Below are 20332 nucleotides of genomic sequence, written 5' to 3' on the forward strand. Positions count from 1 at the left end.
TCAGCGGGCCACGGCCGCCCAGGACGCCACGTCCGCCGCGATGACCGAGGGATGGTCCTCCGGCGTGTGGTGCCCGGCGACCTCGTCGTGCTCGCGCACCTCCAGCGCCGCCATGGTGTCCGCGCACCACTTGACCGTCTCCGGCGTCCACATCGACCCGGGCCCCGGACGGAAGCCGATCAGCAGCTTCGGCACCTCCGGGCTGTCCGCCGCCCACCGCCCGAACGCCTCGAACCTGGCCACCACGTCCGCCGGCTCCCCGCCGAGCGGCATCGAACGCGCCCACCGCAGCAGCGGCAGCCGGCTCTCCCGCGTCGGGTACGGCCGCAGGTAGACCTCCAGGTCCTCGTCCGGCGGCGGCGTGGCCACGGTGGCGGAGAAGCCGCGCAGGAAGGCGTTGTCGTCGAGCATCATGGCCTCGCCCACGCCGTCCGTCTTGATCGCGCGGAACAGCTCCCGGCCGCCCTCCGGGAACTCCTCCCAGGTCATGGGCTTGATGACGGCCTCGGTGAAGGCGATGCCGCGCACCCGTCCGGGGTGGCGGGCGGCCCAGTCGAAGGCCAGCGCGCCGCCCCAGTCGTGCCCGACGAGCAGCACGTCGTCGAGGCGCAGGGCGTCGAACCAGGCGTCGAGGTAGCGGGCGTGGTCGGCGAAGGTGTAGTCGATGGGCGGTTTGCCCGACTCGCCCATGCCGATGAGGTCGGGGGCCAAGCGGCGGCCGGGCCCGGCGGCGGGCATGACGTGCCGCCACAGGTGGGAGCTGGTGGGGTTGCCGTGCAGGAAGACGATCGGCGCGCCGGAGCCCAGCTCGCGGTAGGCGATGGCGGAGTCGAGGACGTTCTGGATGGGCATGGGAGGGATCCTTCTCAGAGGTTGAGGGTCAGGACGCGGCTCACCGCGAGTTCGATGACCACCCGGCCGGGCGGGGCGGGCGGCGGGGAGCCGTAGCGGAGGGCGTAGCGGCGGGCGGCCTCGGCCACGCGCCGCGGATCGGCGGACACCGTCGCCGTGCCCTCCAGGCTCGCCCAGCGGAAGCCGTCCACCTGGCAGAGGGCGGCGTGCGGGGAGGCGGCGAGGTTGCGGGCCTTGCGGGCGCGGGCGACGGTCAGGACGCGGGCCAGGCCAGCGCCGGGGTCCCAGGTGAAGCGCACGGCCGTCACGTGGGGGGTGCCGTCGGGGCGCAGCGTGGTCAGCGTGGCGACGTCCGGCCCGGCGAGGAAGTCGGACAGCGAACGCGGCGCGGGGCGTCGCATCGGGTGCCGGCCGGTCAGCGGAAGGCGGCGGCGTTGCGGGCGGCCCAGCCGGCGAACGTGCCCGCCGGCCGGCCCAGCACCCGCTCCACGTCCGGGCTGACCCGCCGCTCGGCCTCGGTGGGCGCGCCGAGGATGGCGAGCGTCGCCTCCACGACCGGCTCCGGCATGAACGCCAGCATCTGCTGCCGCGCCTCCTCGCGGGTCTGCTCGGCGAAGCGCACCTCCGTCCCGAGCGCCGCCCCGATGGCCGCCGCCCGCTCGCGCGGGCTGATCGCAGCCAGCCCGGTCAGCTCGTACGTGTGCCCGGCGTGCCCGTCCTCGCGCAACGTCACGGCGGCCACCTCCGCGAGGTCGGCCGGGTCGACGACGGGCAGCGCGACGTCGGCGAAGGGCGCGGCGGCCGTGCGGTGGGCGCGGATCGGCCCGGCCCAGGCCAGCGCGTTCGAGGCGAACCCGCCGGGCCGCAGGATCGTCCACTCCAGCCCCGAGGCGCGCACCGCCTCCTCGAAGGCGGCCGGGTGGGCGTAGGCGTGCGGCCGGGTGCCGGCGCCCTGCGAGGACAGCAGCACCACCCGGCGGACCCCGCCCGCCGCCGCCGCGTCCAGCACCGCCCCCGGCTCCTGGCCCGCGACCAGCAGGAACAGCGCGTCGGCGCCGGCGAGGGCGGCCTTGAGCCCGGCCGGGTCGCCGAGGTCGCCCCGATGGTGCCGGACGCCCTCGGGCAGCGGCCCGGCGTTCCGCGAGACGGCCGTCACCTGCTCGCCGGCGTCGGTCAGGAGCCTGACGAGCTGGCCGCCCACGTTGCCGGTCGCACCTGTCACCACGATCATGTCTGTTCTCCATCGGGTCTTAGTTAGTTGACTGACTTACTGCGAGACCATAGCGCCCGCCGACTGCCGTGTCTATAGTGAGTTGGGTGACTAACTCAACGAGGGCGGGCAAGCGCGAACGGCTCGCCGGCGCCGCCGCCCGGATCCTCCACGAGCAGGGCGTCGAGAAGACCACGCTCGCCGACATCGCCCGCGCCGCCGACGTCCCGGTCGGCAACGTCTACTACTACTTCAAGACGAAGGACCAGCTCATCGAGGCCGCCATCGACACGCACGGCCATGAGCTGGACTCCCTCATCGACCGCCTCGACCGGCTCCCCGCGCCCCAGGACCGGCTCAAGGCCCTCGTCGGCGGCTGGGTCGGCCAGAGCCACGTGGCCGCCCAGTACGGCTGCCCCACCGGCACCCTCGCCTCCGAGCTGGACAAGCGCGACGACGGCCTCGACCGGGCCATCGCCAAGGTCATGGGCAGGCTGCTCGACTGGATGGAGCGGCAGTTCGCCGCGATGGGCCGCGCCGACGCCCGCGAGCTGGCGGTCGCCCTGCTCGCCGCCTACCAGGGCATCTCGCTGCTCACCAACACCTTCCGCGACCCCGCGCTGATGGAGGCGGAAGGCCGCCGCCTGGAGGGCTGGATCGACTCCCTGGCCTGACTCCCCGCCCGGCCCGGCCGCCGCCTTCCGCTCTCGGTGAAGCCGCTTCGCCCTGGGCGATGACCGGTCCAGCCGGGCCGTCCCGGCGGGCACAGTGGGCCGGGAGGGGGCCACGACGGGCCTGATCGCGGAAGGCGGGTGCGCGGTGACGGCGGTGACAGAGGCCCGGGGGCCGGGGGAGTGGCTGGGCGAGCAGCTCCGCGACGGCGGCGGCGCCGGGTGGCGGGTCCGGCTGGAGGAGGAGCAGCGGGAGGAGCTGCTGACGGCGGTCCGCGCGGCCGAGTCGGCGGGCCTGACCCCGTCCGACGTCGCCCGCACCGGCTTGCCCCGGCCCGGCTCCCCGGGCGGGGCCGGATCGCCGCCGCGCGCCTTCCTGCCGGACGCCGGGGCGCGGGTGCGTGGGCTGCTCCTCGACGGCCCGGGCTTCGCCCTGCTCCAGGGCGTGCCCGTGGACGGGATGAGCGACCGGCAGCGGGAGCTGGCCGCGCTCGGCCTGGCCCGTCTCGTGGGCGGCCTCGTCCCGCAGGGGCCGGGCGCCGAGCCGCTCATGCACGTCCGCGACACCGGCGCCGACCCGTCCGGGCCGCGCACCCGCAGCTACGAGCACCGCGGCCCGCTCGGCTACCACAGCGACCCCACCGACGCGGTGGCCCTGCTGTGCCTGCGCCCGGCCAGGTCCGGCGGCATCAGCACCATCGTCGGCTCCGTCGCGCTGCACAACGAGCTCGTCCGCACCCGGCCCGACCTGGCCGGCCTGCTCTACGAGCCGTGGTGGCACGACCTGCGCCGCGGCGACGGCCCCGACAGCTTCGCCGCCAAGCCGCTCTGCGTGCGCCGCCCCGGCGGCGGCATCTCCTTCGCCTACGGCCCCGACTACCTGCGCTCGGCGCTGCGCGGCGCGCACGTCCCCCCGTTCACGCCCGCGCAGGAGGAGGTGATGGCCCTGCTGGACCGCCTCGCCGCCGACCCCCGCTTCGCCCTCGCCATGGACCTGCGGGAGGGCGACATGCAGTTCCTCGACAACCGCGTCGTCCTGCACGGCCGCACGGCCTACGCCGACCACCCCGAGCCGCGGCTCCGCCGCCACCTCATGCGCCTCTGGCTCACCCTGGACGCCTGATCCCGCGCGGCTACGCCGTCGCGGCGGCCCGCCGCCGCAGGGCCCGCCCCCGCCAGATCGGGTACGCGATCGCCGTCACCGCGAAGAACAACGGCGCCGGGTGCCCGAGCACGACCGCGCCCAGCACGAAGTCCAGCACGGGCACGGCCAGCACGTACGGGAGCAGCCAGCGAGGCGGCTCGACGGTGGCCGCCCGGCCGGCGGGCGGCCGGCGGTCCGCCCAGCGGGTGCGTCTCCACGGCTTGGCCACCGAGAGCCACGCCTGGAACGCGATGGCCGAGGCCATGAGCAGCGTGCCGCCCAGCAGGGGAGGGTCGGCCGTGCGGGCCCCGGAGGCCAGCTCCGCCAGCCGGGGCCCCAGCAGGAAGATCCCCGCGTAGAGCTGCACCAGCGTGATCACGAACTTGACCAGCACCCACCAGTAACGGAAGAACCCCCACCTGGTCATGGCCGCGAGCATGATCCCGGTGAACGCCGAGGCGTTGGCGAAGTGCGCCAGCAGGCCGCCGTCCAGCAGCTCGGCCATCCGGTAGCCCGCGAGGTCCCCGGTGAGCGCGCTGTGCAGGTTGAGCGCGAACAGCGCCAGCGCCTGGCTCATCCAGGCCACGGACGTCACGACGTGCAGCCAGACGAGCAGATGGCGCCAGGACGGCGACATGCCACCTCCACACGATGCATAGACACTCTACATGTAGAGAGTCTACCTATCGCTGACGCGGAGCGGAGGCCGCCGGGCCCAGGTCGCCCACCGCCACAACCACTCCAGCGGCCCCTGCCGGAAGCGCCGCAGCCAGAGCGTCGACCACACCCACTGCAGGGCGAGGATGCCGCCCGCGATCACCAGCACCGTCCCGGTGGACCAGCCCTCCGCCGGGCCGCCCAGCAGACGGGCGATCAGCAGGACGAGAGCGGTGGCGCTCAGGTAATTCGTCAGCGCCATCCGGCCGAGCGGGGCGAACAGCACCCGCAGCGACGACCGCAGCGGGGTGCGGAGCAGCAGGAGCACGCCGCAGATGCACGCGCCCGCGGTGAGCAGCCCGGCGAGCGCCATCGCCTTCGGGTTCCCGGTGTCCTGCTGCACCCACGCGACCGGCAGCGCCGCCGCGGCGAACACCAGGAACAGCAACGCCGGGCCGCGGGCCCCGCTCTCGATCCTGGCGATCACGCCGTACCTGGTCAGCGCCGAGCCCAGCAGGAACAGGCCGGGCACCAGCCCGTACGAACCGGCCCCGATCACCAGGGCGGCCACGATGAGCACGCCCGCCAGCCCGGCCACCGCCCAGCGCGGCAACCAGGACGACGGCAGCAGCACCACCAGTCCGACCACGGCGTAGACGGTGAGGATGTCGCCGAACCACAGCAGGAACATGTGCGCCAGGCCCAGCGCCAGCAGCGTCAGGAGCCGCCGCAGCAGGAGCAGCCGCGGCCGGCCGGTCCGCCGCCCGGCCGATTCGAGCAGCAGGGAGAACCCGACGCCGAACAGGAGGGAGAAGATGGGGAAGAACCGCTGGTGGACCAGGAGCCCGAGCCAGGTCTCCGCGCCGTCGCCTCCGCCGGTCCTGGCGACCAGGGCGTCCCCGACGTGGGCGATCGGCTGCACGTTGGCGACCAGGATGCCGCACAGCGCGAGCCCGCGGATCACGTCGAGCGCGACGATCCGCGGCCGCGCGGCCCCTTGCGGCCCGGCCTCTTGCGGCCCGGCCCCTTGCGGCCCAGCCGGGTGCGGCCCGACCTGGTGGGATGGGGCCTGATGAGGTGCGGTCCGGTGCGGTGGGCCGTAGGCGGGGCCGCCGGCGGGCGGCCGGTGGGGGAGTTGTTCAGGTGACATGGCTCTTCATCCTGGGCGCGGGCGTGGCCGGCGGCACGGGTCGAAAGCAGGGTTCGGGCCGGGCGGGAGTCATACTTTCGGCCGGTACCTCCGGAAGGGCCGGCGCTCCTAGCCTGGGCGGCGTGAGTGTGCGAGACCGTCCGGCGGAGGGCGGCGGAACGGCGGCGGACGGCGGAGGCGGATCGGCGAGGCGGTGGGCGGTGGACGCCGGGCTCGGCGCGGTCCTCGCGGTCGTCCTGGCGTTCTGGGCGTACCGGGTGGCGATCAGCTGGGGGCCCGGCTACTGGGAGTTCGGATGCGCCGCCGGGGCGGTGGTGTGCGCGATCGCGCTGGCGCGGCGGCGGCAGCGGTCCTGGGCGGCGGTCGCCGGGCAGGCGGTGGCGCTGACCGCCGTCCTGGCGTCCGCGTTCGCCGGGCTGCCCGCCGAGCCGGGGCCCGCGACCGCGCTGGCCCTGGGCGTGCTCGCCGGCTCGGCGGTGCGCGTCCTCCCGCCCCGCGCGGCCTGCGCGGTCGCCGCGGCCGGGCTCGCCGTGGCCGCGAGCGGCCTGCTCGCGGAACGCTCCGCCGGCGGCGCCCTCCTCGCGCCGCCCGTCACGGTCCTGAACGCCGGCACCTGGCTGGCCGGGGTCCTCGCCGGTCTCGGCGCGCGGGCGCTGGCGCTCCGCCGTGCGGCGATGGCCGAGACCGTACGCCGCCAGGAACGCCTCCAGCTCGCCCGCGAGCTGCACGACGTCGTCGCGCACCACGTCACCGGCATCGTCCTGCAGTCGCAGGCCGCGCAGGTGCTGTCGCGCAGGCAGCCCGAGCGGGTGAGCGGCGCCCTGACCGGCATCGAGACGGCGGGCACCGACGCGCTGGCCGCGATGCGCCGCCTCGTCGGGCTGCTGCGCGACGCCGCTGCGCCGGCGCCGCCCCGCGAGAGCCTCGCCGGCCTCGTCGGGCGCTTCGACGGGCCGGCCGTCCGCCTGCGGCTCCCGGACGCCGGCGAGGACGAGACCACCTGGCCGCCCGAGGTGGCCGGCACCGTGTACCGGGTCGTCCGCGAGTCCCTGACGAACGTCTCCCGCCATGCCAGGGACGCCCGCTCCGTCGAGGTGACGGTCGCCCGCGAGGGTGCCGCCGTGACGGTGGAGGTCGCCGACGACGCCCCGCCCGTCCCGGCGCGCGCCCCGCACCGCCGCCGGCGCGGCTCCGGAGCCGGGGCGGGGTACCGGCACGGCGGCGGTTACGGCCTGCTCGGCATGCGCGAACGCGTCGAGGCCCTGGGCGGCACCCTGCACGCCGGCCCGCGGCGGGAAGCGCCGGGCTGGTCCGTGCGCGCGGTGCTCCCCCTGCCGCCGGCGAGAGGCGGGGAGGGGCGATGAGCATCAGGGTGCTGCTCGCCGACGACCAGGCGCTCGTCCGGGCCAGCCTCCGGGTCATCCTGGAGGACCAGCCGGACATCGCCGTCGTCGGCGAGGCCGCCGACGGCGACGAGGCCGTCGCGCTGGCCCGCCGGCTCCGCCCGGACGTGTGCCTGGTCGACGTGCAGATGCCGCGCCTGGACGGCATCGAGGTGACCCGCGTCCTCGCCGGCCCCGGCGTGCCGTCGCCGCTGCGGGTGGTCGTGGTCACCACCTTCGACCTCGACGAGTACGTCTACGGCGCGCTGCGCGGCGGGGCCGTCGGCTTCGTGCTGAAGGACGCGGGCCCGGCCCTGCTGGTCGAGGCGGTGCGGGCGGCCGCCGCCGGGGACGCCCTGATCTCCCCGTCGGTCACCCTGCGGCTGCTGCGCCACGTCACGGGCGGCCGCGGGCGGGCGCGGGGCGCCGGGCGTCCCGCGCAGCCGCTGTCGGAGCGCGAGGTGGAGGTGGTCCGGGCCGTCGCGCTGGGGCGTACCAATCAGGAGATCGCCGCGGAGCTCTTCATCTCCGTCAGCACCGTCAAGGGGCACATCTCCGGCATCCAGAGCAAGCTGGGCGTCCGGAACCGGGTGGGGATCGCCTCCTGGGCCTGGGAGAACCGGCTGATGGAGGACGAGCCGTAGCGGCGGCGGGAGTCAGCCGGTGACCTGGCGGAACACCACGGTCGCCCGGTACTCGCCGTCGTGGTCCAGCTTCTCCACGTCGGCGCTGAGGACGGTGACGCCCGCGTGCTCGGCCTGCCCGCCGTAGAAGCTGCGGGCCTCGTCGAGTGCCCGGGCGCGCAGGTCGGCCGGGGTGCGGCCGACGACGGTCACGTGCAGGTCCATCGAGAACGTGCTGGAGTCGTCGCCAGGCCAGACATGCGTCCCTAAGGGCGGCATGCTCATATGAAAGTCCCTTCGGTGGGATTTGTCCGGAATTTGGGTCTCCTTCCCGCTGTCCGCCGCCGATAACGTCCGGCGTCACAGGTCACCGCGCCGCCACGCCTCCGCCTCGGCCCGCAACACGTCCTCGTCGGGGCCCGGCGGCGGCGCGGCCCGGCCCAGCCAGCCGCGCAGCAGGCGGGCGGCCTCCCCGGCGGCGGCCGGCGTCACCGCGCCGAGCAGGAAGGCCGCGGCCGGGTCGGCGGCGTCGCACCGCCCGCACAGCACCACCTCCGCCGTCCCCCGCACCCACGCACCGGCCGCGTTCGCCCACCCGTGCGGGACGCGGGCCACGGCCAGCACCGCCGACGCCGCACCGCAGCGGGGACAGACCGCCCCCTCCCGCCCCTGACCGGTCGCCCCCTCCCGCCCCGGACCGGCCCCGCTCACGCCGGCCCGCCGATCGCGCCCAGCCCGAGCAGGGCCTTGACGTCGCCGTAGAAGGCCGGCTCCGCGGCCACCCGGAACGGCTCCAGCTCCACCAGCACCCCCTTGCGCCCGGCCCGCCGCACCCGCAGGTGGACCGGCGCGTGCCCGGGATGCGCGGCCAGGACGTTCCTGAACTCGCGCACCAGGCGGGCGGTCAGGTGCGACTCCTGGACGGTGATCACCACCGGCGGCTCGGCACCGGGCGCGGCGACGGTGAGCGGGACGACGTCCTCGGCGTGGACGCTCATGGTCTCGTCGCGGACGTTGATCCGGCCGCGCACCGCGATCACCCGGTCCTCGGCCAGCGCCTCCCCGTACAGGGCGTAGCTCTTGGGGAAGACCAGGCACTCGACGGAGGCGTCGTGGTCCTCCAGCGTGACGATCGCCCACGGGCTGCCCTGCTTGGTGACCTTGCGCTGCAGCCCGGAGACGATGCCGCTCAGCCGCACGCCGCCCTCCTGCCGGCCGGAGGCGAGCAGGCCCGCGATCGTGGTGTCCCGGTTGGCCCGCAGGACGTGCTCGGCGCCGTCCAGCGGATGGGCGGAGACGTACAGGCCGAGCATCTCGCGCTCGAAGGCGAGCAGCGTCGCCTTGTCCCACTCCGGCGCGTCGGGCACGGCCACCGCCGGCGGCGTGCCCTCGGCGACGTCGCCGAACAGCGAATCCTGGCCGCGCGCCGCGTTGCGCTTGACGTCCACGACCGCGTCCACGGCCTGCTCGTGCACCGCCACCAGCGCGGCCCGCCGGTGCCCGAGCCCGTCGAACGCGCCCGCCTTGGCCAGCGACTCGATCACCCGCTTGTTGCACACCACCAGCGGCACCCTGGCCAGGAAGTCGGTGAAGTCCCGGTAGCGGCCCCCGGCGGCGCGGGCGGCGACGATCGCCTCCACGACGTTCGCGCCGACGTTGCGCACCGCGCCAAGGCCGAAGCGGATGTCCGCGCCGACGGCGGCGAAGTCCAGGCCGCCGGCGTTGACGTCGGGCGGCAGCACCCGGATGCCGAGCCGGCGGCAGTCCGACAGGTAGACGGCCATCTTGTCCTTGTCGTCGCCGACCGAGGTGAGCAGCGCCGCCAGGTACTCCTGCGGGTGGTTGGCCTTCAGGTACGCCGTCCAGTACGACACCAGGCCGTACCCGGCGGTGTGCGACTTGTTGAACCCGTAACCGCTGAACGGCACCAGCACGTCCCAGACGGCCTTGATCGCCGCCTCGGAGCAGCCGCGCTCGCGCATGCCCGCCGAGAAGCGGTCCCACTCGGCGTCCAGGACCTCTTTCTTCTTCTTGCCCATGGCCCTGCGCAGCATGTCGGCGGCGCCCAGCGAGTACCCGGCGAGCTGCTGCGCGATGGCCATGACCTGCTCCTGGAAGACGACCAGGTGGTAGGTGTCGCCGAGGATGGGCTCCAGGGCCTCGGCCAGCTCGGGATGGATGGGCTCGACCGGCTGGCGGCCGGTCTTGCGCAGCGCGTAGTTGGTGTGGGCGTTCATCTCCATCGGGCCCGGGCGGTAAAGCGCGTTCACGGCGGCGATGTCGGTGAACGTCGTCGGCCGCATCAGCCGCAGCAGCACCCGCATGCCGCCGCTGTCGAGCTGGAACACGCCGAGCGTGTCGCCCCGGGCCAGCAGCTCGTACGTCGCCGCGTCGTCCAGCGGCACGTCCAGGATGTCGATCTCCACGCCCTTGTTGGCGCGCACGTTCGCGATGGCGTCCTGGATGACGGTGAGGTTGCGCAGCCCGAGGAAGTCCATCTTGAGCAGGCCCATGTCCTCGGCCTGGGTGAACGGGAACCCGGTGATCACCGGCCCGTCGGCCTTCGGCCTGACCAGCGGCAGCACGTCCAGCAGCGGCTCGGCGGACAGGATCACCCCGGCCGCGTGGATCCCGGTGCCGCGGGTCAGGCCCTCGACGCCGGTCGCGGTGTCGATCACCCGGCGCACGTCCGGGTCCTGCTCGTACATGGCGCGCAGCTCGGCGGCCTCGCCGTGGCGCGGGTGGCCGGGGTCGTGGATGGCCGACAGCGGGATCTCCTGGCCGCCGACGGCCGCCGGGAACGCCTTGGTGATGCGGTCGCCCAGCGCGTACGGCAGCCCGAGCACGCGGCAGGAGTCCTTGACCGCGGCCTTCGCCTTGATGGTGCCGAACGTGACGATCTGGCACACCCGGTCCGCGCCGTACTTGCGGGTGACGTAGTCGATCATCTCGTCCCGGCGGCGGTCGTCGAAGTCGAGGTCCACGTCCGGCATCGTGATGCGCTCGGGGTTGAGGAACCGCTCGAAGATCAGCTTGTGCTCGATCGGGTCCAGCTCGGTGATGCCCGTGCAGTACGCGACCATCGAGCCCGTGGCCGAGCCGCGTCCGGGGCCGAGGCCGATGCCCTGCTCGCGGGCGTGCCGGCAGATGTCGGAGACCACCAGGAAGTAGCCGGGGAAACCCATCATGTCGATCACCGACAGCTCGTAATCGATGCGCTCCAGCACCTGCCGGGGCGGCTCGCCGCCGTAGCGGCGGCGCGCGCCGCGCAGCGTCTCGGCGCGGAGCCAGCTCGACTCGCTCTCGCCCTCCGGCACCGGGAACCGCGGCGTCAGGTCGCGGTGTGCGAACACCTCGCCGTAGTCGCCGATCCGCTCGGCCACGGCGAGGGTGTTGTCGCACGCGCCCGGCACCTCGGCGTCCCACAGGGCGCGCATCTCGGCGGCCGTCTTCAGGTAGTAGCCACTGCCGGAGAAGCGGAAGCGGTCGGCGTCGGCCAGGCGCTTGCCGGTGCCGACGCACAGCAGCGCGTCGTGCGCCCCGGCCTGGTCCTCGGTGACGTAGTGCGAGTCGTTGGTGGCCAGCGGCGGCAGGCCGAGGGCGCGGCCGAGGCGCAGCAGGTCCTCGCGGACGCGGCGCTCGACGGCCAGGCCGTGGTCCATCAGCTCCAGGTAGTAGTTGCCGGGGCCGAACAGGTCGCGGTAGCGGGCGGCGGCCGCGAGCGCGCGGTCGTACTGGCCGAGGCGCAGCCGGGTCTGCACCTCGCCGGACGGACAGCCGGTGGTGGCGATGATGCCCTGGCCGTGCTCGGCCAGCAGCTCATCGTCCATCCGCGGATATTTCTGGACGTGTCCTTCGAGCCAGGCCCGCGACTGCAACCGGAACAGGTTCCGCAGCCCGTCCGCGCCGGCCGCCCACATCGTCATGTGCGTGTACAGGCCGCGCCCCGACACGTCGCCGCCCGCCCCGGTCACGTCGTCCGACCTGCGCAGGGTCAGGTCGTCGCTGTAGAACACCGGCCGCCGGTCCCGCCGCGGGCCGGGCGCCACGTACGCCTCGATGCCGATCACCGGCTTGACGCCCGCCGCGCGGGCCTTGCCGTAGAACTCGTACGCGCCGTGCACGTTGCCGTGGTCGCTCATCGCCACCGCCGGCATGCCCTGCCGCGCCACCTCCGCCACCAGCGGGCCCACCTTGGCCGCGCCGTCGAGCATGCTGTACTCCGTGTGCACGTGCAGATGCACGAAAGACCCCACCGGCGTCCACTCCCCATGGTTGTAAGCTTCGTCCGCAGCCCGAGCATTGGACCCGAGGCCGGGCGGCGATGTCCAACAAGCGACACGCGGGATCGTCACAACCGTCGGTGGTGAGATGGAGCTGGATCTGGGCGCGGTGCGGGCGTTCGTCGCCATCGCCGAGGAGCGCTCCTTCGGCGAGGCCGCGGCCCGCCTCGGCATCAGCCAGCAGGCCGTCTCCAAGCGCATCGCGCGCCTGGAGACCGACCTGGAGACCGTGCTGTTCTACCGCTCGCGCGCCGGCGCCGGCCTGACCGGGGACGGGCGGGCGTTCCTGCCGCACGCCCGTTCCCTGGTCGGCCTCGCCGACCAGGCCGTCGAGCTGCTGCGCGGACGGCGGCGCGCGCTTCGCGTGGACGTGCTCGACACCCGCCTCGCCTCGATCGACCTGGTACGCGGCTTCCACGACGCCGGGGGCGCCGACGTCGAGCTGATCACCTCCGACGGGCTGCGCAGCGGCCGCGTCGCGCTGGCCACGGGAGCCGTGGACGCCGTGCTCTGCCGCCTGACGGGCCCGCTCGACGACGCGCTCACCGCCGAACCCGTCCACCTGGAGCCCCTGCACGTGCTGGTGGGGCGGCGGCACCCGCTCGCCCGGCGGGAGCGGGTGTCGCTCGCGGAGCTGGCGGGGGAGACGTTCTGGATGCCGGGCAACGTCGAGGGCAGCGAGTGGGAGGAGTTCTACCGGCTGCTGGGCGAGGAGTTCGGGCTGCGGATGGACACCTCGGGGCCCGACTTCGGCTACGAGCACTACGTGGAGACGGTCGCCGCCGGGCGGGCCAGCCTCGCCGGCGACGCGACCCGGCTGCCGTGGCACCCCGGCCTCGTGCGGGTGCCGATCACGCCGCCGGTGCCCGCCTACCCGTGGTGGCTGCTGCGGCACCGGCAGAACCGGCACCCGGCGCTGGCCGCCTTCACCCGCCACCTCGCCGCCCGCCGCCCCGCCTTCGACCCGGCGCGCCTCTGGCTCCCCGAGAGCGACCGCCCCGCCTTCACCGCGCCTCCGCGATGAGCCGCACCGCCTGCCGCACCACCGCCGCCTGCGCCGGCGCGAGCCCGTCGAGGACCGGCTCCACCGCCGCCGCGTCCCACCCCGCCGCGTCCCACCCCGCCGCGTCCCACCCCGCCGCGTCCCACCCCGCCGCCTCCGGTCCCGCCGCCTCTGATCCCGCCGTTTCCGATTCCGCCGTTTCCGATTCCGCCGGGCCGCTCGGGAACGCGGGCAGCAGGTGCCGGAGGCTGTAGTCGGCCAGCTCGGCCGCCAGCGGACCCACCCGCGGGTCGTCCGGCCCGGCCTCGGCCAACTCGTCCAGCCGCCGGTAGAACGCGTGCCCGGCGGCCGCCGCCACGGGATCGGCGGCGAGGCCGTCCAGCAGCGCGAGCGCCCGCCCCCGCTCGGGCGCCCCGCTGACGGTGTCCATCAGCAGCAGCAGCTCCCGGTCCCAGGCCGCCGCCCCCGAGGCGGGCAGCTCGACGGCCCGCAGGAAGTCCAGCAGCCCGGGGGAGGCGGTGTCCGCCGGCCCCAACGTCCCGGCCTCGGCCCGGCGCAGCACCTCGGCCAGCCGTCTGCGCCGCTCCCCGATCTCCCGCTCCTGCCGCGCCAGGTCCGCGTCGATCTCGGCCAGGATCTCCGGCAGCTCCCGCGACCGGTCCTCGGCGACGACGTCCCGCGCCTCGTCCAGGCTGAGCCCGAGCGACACCAGCCGCCGCACCCGGGCCAGCGCGACGGCGTCCCGCATGCCGTACTCCCGGTAGCCGTTGGCCAGCCGCGGCGGCTCCGGCAGCACGCCCTGGTGGTGGTAGTGCCGCACGGTCCGGGTGGACACCCCGAGCAGCGCGGCCAGCTCTCCGATCCGCATGCCCCCAGTCAACACGCTGCCGCCACGTCAAGGTCAACGCCACCGAAGCGAGACGAGACGATCCGTCTTGACAGGAGCGACGGGCGTTCGCGGAGGCCGCCCTCGCGGCCGGTGACCGCGTGGTCGGCGTGGCCCGCAATGTGGAGCCGCTGGCCGGGCTGGCGGAGAAGCACCCGGGCGACCTGGTGCGGATGACGCCACCTCCTGCAGTTCACGACGATGGGCACGGGCGGCGGCGTCGCCTCGGCCGGCTTCTACGCGGGCGGCAAGTCCGCGCTCGACTCCATCAGCCAGGCCCTCGCGATGGAGGTCGCGCCGTTCGGGGTGAAGGTGACGATCGTGCAGCCCGGCGGGTACGACACCGGCCTGTTCACCGCCGGCACCACCATGACCGAGCCCGACCCCGCCTACGAGCCGCTGCGCGCCCGGCTGGCCGGGATGTGGGGCGACGACGCCGACCCCTCCCCGGCCACCGCCGCGCCCGTCGTGATGGAGCTCGTCGACCTGCCGGAGCCCCCGCTGCGGCTGGTCGTCGGCGCCGCCTCCTTCGACCTGGTGCAGGAGATGGACCGGGCGAGGACCGCCGAGTACCGCGCCTGGGAGCGGCTCAGCCGGCTGGCTCCGGGCTGACGGGGGACCGGACGGCCCGATAACGTCCCTTTGTGGCGTCATGGGGCAGGATCGCCCGGCGGGCGGCGGCGGGCGCGGCGGTGCTGGCGCTCTCGCCGGTCGCCGGGCTGGCCGCGCTCGCCGGGACGGCCATGGTCGGCCTGCCTCCCGGGGTGTTCACGGCGGCGGGGCTGGCGGTGTTCGCGTCGGTGTGCTTCCTGGGGCTGCTGTTGTGCGTGCCGCGGCCCCGGCGGCCGTGGGCGCGCTGGGTGCGGGCGCTGGCCGTCCTGGGCACGGCGGGCCTGGTGGTGTGGCAGACGGCCGGGGTGACGCTGCGCCCGCCGTCCCCGGCGCCGCCGGGAGCCTCGGGCAAGGTGCCCGGGCAGCGCGAGTGGCGCCTGCCGACCGGCTCCCGGCTCGCGTACGTGCGGCTCGCGCCCCGCAAGGCCGTCCGGCCCGAGCCGGTGGTGTTCCTGCACGGCGCGCCCGGCCTGTCCGACCTGGCCGCCGACGCGCGCTTCTACGGCCGGCTGACGGCCGACGGCCACCAGGTGTACGTCTACGACCGGGCCGGCACCGGCCGCTCGGCCCGGCTGGCCGACCCGCGCGGCTACGGCCTGGCACGCGACGTCGCCGACCTGGAGGCCATCAGGCGGGAGGTGGGGGCCGACCGGCTGAACCTGGTCGCCCGCGACGAGGGCGCCCGGCTGGCCGTGGCCTACCTGGCCGCGTACCCGGGGCGGGTGGCCGGCGCGGTCCTGTACGCGCCCGCCGCCCTCACCCCCGGCCGGGCCACGGCCGCCGCGGCGCTGCTGACGGGCCAGGAGCCGCCGGGCCCGCGCCTGCTCGCCGTGTACACGCTGCTGCGGGTGGACCCGCGGGCGGCGCAGTCCTTCGCCGGGGACGCGGAGCTGGACGCCTACCTGGCGCGGGCCCGCCTCCGCGCCTGGCGTCCTGCGCGGGCCCGGCGCCGGCGGCCGGCTCGGCCGGGTCCGCGGCGCTGGGCGCCGCCGGGCCGGTCGAGGAGCCGGCCGGCGTGCCGGCGCCCGTCCTGGTGGTCGAGGGGGCCTGCGGCGAGCGGGACGGCGCGGCGGCCGGGTACCGGAAGGCGCTGCCGTCGGCCCGCTTCACGCGGGTGCCCGACACGGCGGCGTACCTGAAGGCGGTGCGCGCCTTCCTCGCCGGCCGCCAGGACCCCGGCCCCGCCTAGCTAGCGGGACGCCGGGCGCCGCCCGCAGCCGCCGGCGTCGGCCCCCGACACCTGCCAGTCCGCCCCGGGGAACGGGCTCATGAACGAGGCGAGCAGGTCCACCGCGTAGTCCGGCGCCTGCCCGCCCAGATCGAGCAGGGAGACGAGCTGCGGCCCGTCGGCGCCGCGCAGCGTGACGCGGCCGTCGCCGGCGGCGGCGAAGCCGGGCCGGGCGGCCACGCGCACGCAGGCCAGGCCGATCCCGGCCGCCTCGATCTCCTGCCGCGCCCCGATGCCGCGCATCCGTTGGTCGTAGCGGCGCAGCGCCAGCCGCCCGGCCGGGGTCAGCCGCACGGAGTCGTGGAAGACGTCCGCCCCGGCCGCCCTGCTCAGCCGGACGTCGAGGGCGACGTCGGGGCGCAGGTCCACGTCCCTGGCGGTGACGGTGACGGTGCCGTAGGAGCCCTCGAAGGCGGGCGCGACGTACCCGAGCGCCGGGGACGCCGTCAGCCCGAACGGGATCCGGCCCGGCCGGATCCGCAGCCGCTCCACCCGCCGCTCCGACAGCCCGACGTCGCCGACCGCGCTGCGCCCGAGCCCGAACCACCCCTCGACCCGGTAGGCCAGGAACCCGCCCGTGTACGGCACCTCCTTGCGCACCGCGAGCCGCTGCCGGGCGACGGGATCCAGCCGCAGCCCGGCGTGCAGGACGACGCGCCCGGTCGGCACCGGCCGGGACACCAGGTCGACCGACTGGTCGGGGTTCACCAGGACGGTGGTGTCGGCGGCCAGGTCCTCGACGGCGAGCGACACCTCGCCCAGCCGCCCGCCGGGATCGACCAGCCCGCCCTCGACGCGGAGCCGCCCGTCGAGAGTGCTGAGGCCGTCCTCCGCCCGGTACGTGACGGCGGGCACGCCGAGAGCGGCGCCGGAGGCGTCGGCGTCCACGGCGAACCGGGCGGGCACGTCCGACAGGCGCAGCCCGCCGCTGCCCCTGCCGGGCACGGTGACCTCGGCCGACAGGCGCTCGACGGCCGCGGAGTTCCGCACGCGGACGCGGGTCCGCGCGCCGTAGGCGCCCTGGACGTCCACCGCGGCCGGCACCGGGTCGAGCGCGACGTGGCCGCGCACGCCGCCCGCCTCGGCCAGCACGTCGAGCGAGCCCAGCGTGGCGGCCGGCTCGATCCGGTACGCGGCCCGCACGGCGTTGCCCGGCGCGACCCCGATGGGCCCCACCGACAGTCCGGTGATGGCCGCCGGCAGCCCGGTCAGGGTGGCGCGCGCCTTGACCGGCACCGGCGACAGGACGCTGCTGGCCAGGTAGACGCCCAGGCTGCGGACCCTGGGGCGGAACCCGGCGAAGGCGAACGTCCCGGCCGCCGGGTCCACCGTCACCCGCTCCGGCAGGCCGCGGACGTCGATGTCGCCCCGCAGGCCGAAGCAGCCGCGCGACGGCAGGCAGAACGCCCCCGGCGCGCAGCCCCGCGTCCCGGCCGCGCAGCCGCCGTCCACCAGCGACACGCCGCCCGGCACGGCGGGGGCGGGCGGGGTGCGGTCGAGCGCGGCGGCCGTGCCGAGCCAGGCGCGGGCGCGGAGGTCGAGGCGGGAGCCGGTGTAGGTGAGCCGGCCCCCGTCGGAGGTGACGGACAGGCGGCCGGGCGCCGGGCCGAGCGTGCCGGACAGGCCGAACCGGTCGTCGCCGCGGGTGACGTCGGCGTCCACGGCCAGCTTCTGGCCGGCGGCTCGGAAGCCGGCCGTGAACCCTCCCGGCGAGGCGCTGAGCTCCACCTGCGACAGGCCCTCGACCAGCACGCTGGCGTCGAGGTCGCCGGTGGCCTCGCGGTAGTGAGCGGCCAGGTGCGGCCCGGCGGGGGCGGTCGCGCCGTCATGGTTGGCGAACGCCAGCGCCGCCGAGCCGACGGGCCCGGAAAGGCCCCGGAAGCGGTAGGCGGAGGCGTCCCAGGAGGCGTCGAAGCGGGCGGGGACGCCGCGCACCTCGGCGGCGGCCCGGACGTACCGGCCGCCGAGCGTGGCCCTGGCCAGCGCGGACACCTTCGGCACCGGCGCGCCTGCGGTCCAGGTGAGGGTCTTCGCGCCGGTGTCGGCGACCAGCTCGGCCCGCTCGCGCACGCCCTCCACGGTGACCTGGAGGTCCTCGCCGGTGCGGCGGGTCACGTGCGCCCGGTTGGCGTAGATCCGCACCCGGTCGATGCGGGAGCCGGTCGAGACCGTCGCGGCCGAGCGCGCGCCGAGCCGCCAGGACGCCGTCACGTCGTCGCGCACGCCCAGCACCGTGGCGTCGACCGTGGGCCCCGACCTGGTGTCCGTGTACGCCGCGCGCACCCTCCTGACGGCGCCGCCGGCCCGGTAGGCGGCCCGGCCGGCGGCGGGGTCGAGGCCGACGTCCACCGTGGCGGGCAGGCCGGAGACCTCAAGCCGGGCCAGGCGCGTCCCGTCGACGCTCGCCGCGCCCAGGAACGACCGGCCGGGGGAGCCGGTCTCCAGGCGGGCGCGCGGCGCGGCCCCGTACCTGACGTCCAGCCCCGACAGGCCCGACAGCAGCGCCGACACGCCGGTGGCGTCCCCGTCCTTGATCAGGGTCAGGTGGTCGCCGCGCGGGCTCGCGATCGCGCCGCCGTTGCGCTGCAGCAGCACGGCGAGCCGGCCGATGGGCGAGCTGGTGGTCAGCGTGACGCGGTTGGCGGCGAGGTCGCCGGCCAGGCGCACCCTGGCGGGCAGGCCGGTCAGCTCGGCTCTGATCACGGTGCGCGCGGCGGCCCGGTCGAAGAAGGTCAGGGTGCCCGAGGGCGCCCGGCCGCGGCCGGCGTCCACGGCGAGCGTCTGCGCGCGGCCGGTCGAGGCGAACGCGGCGCGGAACGACGCCGGCACCCGCGACACCTCCGCGAGGACGGCCCGGTCCAGGCGGCCGTCGCGGTAGGCGAAGTGCCGCACCTGGGCGCGGGCGACCGGCGACGAGCCGGTGAAGCGCACCTCGCCGCCGGACAGGCGCACCCGGGCGCGGGCGGGCATGCGGTCGAGCACGGCCTCGGTGAACCGGTCGCCGGTCACGGCCAGCGCCTCGACCGTGGCCGGCCGGGACGCGGCGAGGTCGAGGACGGGCGGGTCGAGGGCCGCCTCGATCGTCAGGCGGGCGGTGGCCGGGGTCTGGCGGAGGCGCACCGCGCCGCGGCCGGCGAGCCCGGCGACGATCGCGGCGGAGGCCCCGGGCCCGGAGCGCTCGACCGTGGCCGTGACGCGCCTGCCGGTGCGGTCGACGGTGAAGGTGCCCCGGTCGGAGTCCGACAGCGACCCGCCGCCGAGGCCGTCGAAGCCGACCGACACCCTGCCGTCGTACTCGGCCCACACCCGCGCCTGGACGCGCGCCTTCCCCGTCCGCCGCACGGCGAAGCGCAGGCCGATGGTCCCGTCTGCGGCCCCGGCGGCGGGTGTCAGGTCGGCGGCCAGGTCGGGCACCGCGTCGCCGGTGACGTCGGCGGCCACCGGCGTGCCGACGGGACGGCGGAGCGAGCAGGAGACCGGCACGTCGGCGCTCTCCACGCACAGCCGGTAGAACACGCCCGGCACGCCCCGGCCGCCGGACCCGCCGATCGGGACCGGCGTCAGCGGCCGCGCCCGCGAGCTGTCGGGCAGCACCCCGCGCACGTCAGGGGCCTGCCGGCCGAGCCCCTGCCGTTCCTGGACGGCGGCGGCCGCGGCGGCGACCTCACCCGCCAGGCGGGCGCCGGCGGGCGTGGTGACCGGCGGCAGGTCCGGGCCGACCGGCGCGTCGCCCACCGGCCGGACGGCGAGCGACGGCCGCGCCGGCACGCTCGTCGCGGCCGGCGGCGGCTCCTGGACGGCGGGCACCGGCGGCAGCGGCCGCGCGTGCGCCACGGCGGCAGCGGGCGGCGTGCCCACCAGGACCGCGCCCGCGACGGACGTCGCGGTGAGCACGCGTAGGAGAGCGGGCGGCATGGAACTTTCCCCCGGACCGGTGTAAATCATCCCATCAGAAACAATGGTCACGAGATGACCACAGATCCTTACCAAGGGTCAAACCCGATCCGACATGGGGCTCCGACTTCCGGGCCGGCGACGGGACCGGTCAGGAAGGCGGCGGCTGCGTGCGGCGGGCGTAGGCGCGGGCGGCGCGGGCGCGGTCGCCGCACCGCGTGGAGCACCAGTGGCGGCGGCCGTGCCGCAGCAGGTAGCGGTTGCAGGGGGCGGACCCGCAGGCGGTCAGGCGTTCGGCGTCGGGGCCGGTGAGCAGGTCGGCGGTGCCGGCCGCCAGGGTGGCGAGGGCGCGGTCGAGTATCTCGTCGGTGGGGCACGGCGACGCCCGGTAGGGGCCGGTCTTCTCGTCCCAGTACAGCAGGTCCGCCGAGGGGGCCCTGCTCAGCGCGTCGTTGACGGCGGACAGGGCCGCGGGCAGGGCGGGCAGCCCGGCGACGCGGGCCGCGAACAGCGACCTGACGTGCTCGCGCAGCGAGCGGAGCTGCGTAGCGCACATCTCCTGCACCCCGGCGTCGGCGGGGGCGAGGCCGCGTTCGGCGAGCCAGCGGTTCGTCGCCTCCGGCGTGCCGAGGAGGTCGATGAAGTGCCCTCCCGGCAGCGCGACGGCGCTGTTGACGAAGTCGAGGGCGAGGTGGTCCTCCGCGCCCGGCGCGGGCGGCAGCGCGTCGCTCATGCCT

The 20332-nt window shown here is 76.2% G+C and carries 18 protein-coding genes; 7 read left to right on the plus strand and 11 right to left on the minus strand.

Translation table 11 applies throughout. The features are described from left to right. The 3 genes from MF672_RS37165 to MF672_RS37175 are packed head-to-tail and all read right to left on the minus strand — an operon-like array spanning window position 1 to window position 2083. A complete protein-coding gene (locus MF672_RS37165) occupies window positions 1–852 on the minus strand; it encodes a haloalkane dehalogenase (protein WP_247815619.1) in 852 nt (283 codons plus the stop codon). Between the two features lie 14 nt (window positions 853–866). Continuing rightward, a complete protein-coding gene (locus MF672_RS37170; protein ID WP_242383621.1) occupies window positions 867–1253 on the minus strand; it encodes a pyridoxamine 5'-phosphate oxidase family protein in 387 nt (128 codons plus the stop codon). 14 nt (window positions 1254–1267) lie between these two features. Further along, window positions 1268–2083, minus strand: coding sequence for an NAD(P)H-binding protein (locus tag MF672_RS37175; protein ID WP_242383620.1), 816 nt, complete (start codon window positions 2081–2083; stop codon window positions 1268–1270). Window positions 2084–2169: 86 nt separating this feature from the next. Here MF672_RS37175 and MF672_RS37180 point away from each other — a divergent pair, with 86 nt between their 5' ends. Both MF672_RS37180 and MF672_RS37185 read left to right on the plus strand, forming a co-directional pair. Continuing rightward, window positions 2170–2736: a TetR/AcrR family transcriptional regulator gene (locus tag MF672_RS37180; RefSeq protein ID WP_242383619.1), complete on the plus strand. Its 567-nt coding sequence runs from the start codon at window positions 2170–2172 to the stop codon at window positions 2734–2736. A 145-nt stretch (window positions 2737–2881) separates the two neighbouring features. Continuing rightward, the gene (locus tag MF672_RS37185) at window positions 2882–3856 is read left to right on the plus strand and encodes a TauD/TfdA family dioxygenase (protein WP_242383618.1); all 975 of its coding nucleotides are present in this window, start codon (window positions 2882–2884) and stop codon (window positions 3854–3856) included. A 10-nt stretch (window positions 3857–3866) separates the two neighbouring features. Here MF672_RS37185 and MF672_RS37190 read toward each other — a convergent pair whose 3' ends face one another. Together MF672_RS37190 and MF672_RS37195 are read right to left on the minus strand one after the other, a co-directional pair. Further along, the gene (locus MF672_RS37190) at window positions 3867–4514 is read right to left on the minus strand and encodes a hypothetical protein (RefSeq protein WP_242383617.1); all 648 of its coding nucleotides are present in this window, start codon (window positions 4512–4514) and stop codon (window positions 3867–3869) included. 42 nt (window positions 4515–4556) lie between these two features. Next, window positions 4557–5498, minus strand: a complete 942-nt coding sequence (locus MF672_RS37195) for a DUF418 domain-containing protein (protein WP_242383616.1) — start codon at window positions 5496–5498, stop codon at window positions 4557–4559. Window positions 5499–5806: 308 nt separating this feature from the next. Between MF672_RS37195 and MF672_RS37200 the strand changes: the two genes are divergently transcribed. Continuing rightward, window positions 5807–7048, plus strand: a complete 1242-nt coding sequence (locus tag MF672_RS37200; RefSeq protein ID WP_247815620.1) for a sensor histidine kinase — start codon at window positions 5807–5809, stop codon at window positions 7046–7048. After that, window positions 7045–7710 (plus strand): response regulator transcription factor, encoded by a 666-nt coding sequence (locus tag MF672_RS37205; protein ID WP_242383410.1) that lies wholly within the window; start codon window positions 7045–7047, stop codon window positions 7708–7710. The genes MF672_RS37200 and MF672_RS37205 overlap by 4 nt, the downstream gene beginning before the upstream one ends. A 12-nt stretch (window positions 7711–7722) precedes the next feature. Here the strand turns inward: MF672_RS37205 and MF672_RS37210 are convergent, their stop codons facing one another. The 3 genes from MF672_RS37210 to dnaE all read right to left on the minus strand — a co-directional run bounded on the left by MF672_RS37210 (window position 7723) and on the right by dnaE (window position 11945). After that, the gene (locus MF672_RS37210) at window positions 7723–7968 is read right to left on the minus strand and encodes a hypothetical protein (RefSeq protein WP_242383411.1); all 246 of its coding nucleotides are present in this window, start codon (window positions 7966–7968) and stop codon (window positions 7723–7725) included. Between the two features lie 81 nt (window positions 7969–8049). Beyond that, complete coding sequence (locus tag MF672_RS37215) at window positions 8050–8400, minus strand: DUF6300 family protein (RefSeq protein WP_302893339.1); 351 nt, start codon at window positions 8398–8400, stop codon at window positions 8050–8052. Further along, the gene (dnaE, locus tag MF672_RS37220) at window positions 8397–11945 is read right to left on the minus strand and encodes a DNA polymerase III subunit alpha (RefSeq protein WP_302893340.1); all 3549 of its coding nucleotides are present in this window, start codon (window positions 11943–11945) and stop codon (window positions 8397–8399) included. The genes MF672_RS37215 and dnaE overlap by 4 nt, the downstream gene beginning before the upstream one ends. Before the next feature lie 115 nt (window positions 11946–12060). Between dnaE and MF672_RS37225 the strand changes: the two genes are divergently transcribed. Beyond that, window positions 12061–12996 (plus strand): LysR family transcriptional regulator, encoded by a 936-nt coding sequence (locus tag MF672_RS37225; protein WP_242383413.1) that lies wholly within the window; start codon window positions 12061–12063, stop codon window positions 12994–12996. Here MF672_RS37225 and MF672_RS37230 read toward each other — a convergent pair. After that, a complete protein-coding gene (locus MF672_RS37230; RefSeq protein ID WP_242383414.1) occupies window positions 12977–13843 on the minus strand; it encodes a MerR family transcriptional regulator in 867 nt (288 codons plus the stop codon). The two genes, MF672_RS37225 and MF672_RS37230, sit on opposite strands and share 20 nt — an antisense overlap. Window positions 13844–14062: 219 nt before the next feature. Between MF672_RS37230 and MF672_RS37235 the strand changes: the two genes are divergently transcribed. Beyond that, window positions 14063–14473, plus strand: coding sequence for an SDR family NAD(P)-dependent oxidoreductase (locus tag MF672_RS37235; protein WP_242383415.1), 411 nt, complete (start codon window positions 14063–14065; stop codon window positions 14471–14473). A 32-nt stretch (window positions 14474–14505) separates the two neighbouring features. Then, window positions 14506–15612, plus strand: coding sequence for an alpha/beta fold hydrolase (locus MF672_RS37240; protein ID WP_247815622.1), 1107 nt, complete (start codon window positions 14506–14508; stop codon window positions 15610–15612). A 50-nt stretch (window positions 15613–15662) separates the two neighbouring features. On the opposite strand, the gene MF672_RS37245 is transcribed toward MF672_RS37240, so the two are convergent. Beyond that, window positions 15663–19616 (minus strand): hypothetical protein, encoded by a 3954-nt coding sequence (locus tag MF672_RS37245; RefSeq protein WP_247815623.1) that lies wholly within the window; start codon window positions 19614–19616, stop codon window positions 15663–15665. 130 nt (window positions 19617–19746) lie between these two features. Beyond that, window positions 19747–20328: a CGNR zinc finger domain-containing protein gene (locus MF672_RS37250; RefSeq protein WP_242384149.1), complete on the minus strand. Its 582-nt coding sequence runs from the start codon at window positions 20326–20328 to the stop codon at window positions 19747–19749. Window positions 20329–20332: the final 4 nt, after the last annotated feature.

The sequence above is a fragment of the Actinomadura luzonensis genome (genome assembly GCF_022664455.2).
GTDB lineage: Bacteria > Actinomycetota > Actinomycetes > Streptosporangiales > Streptosporangiaceae > Nonomuraea > Nonomuraea luzonensis.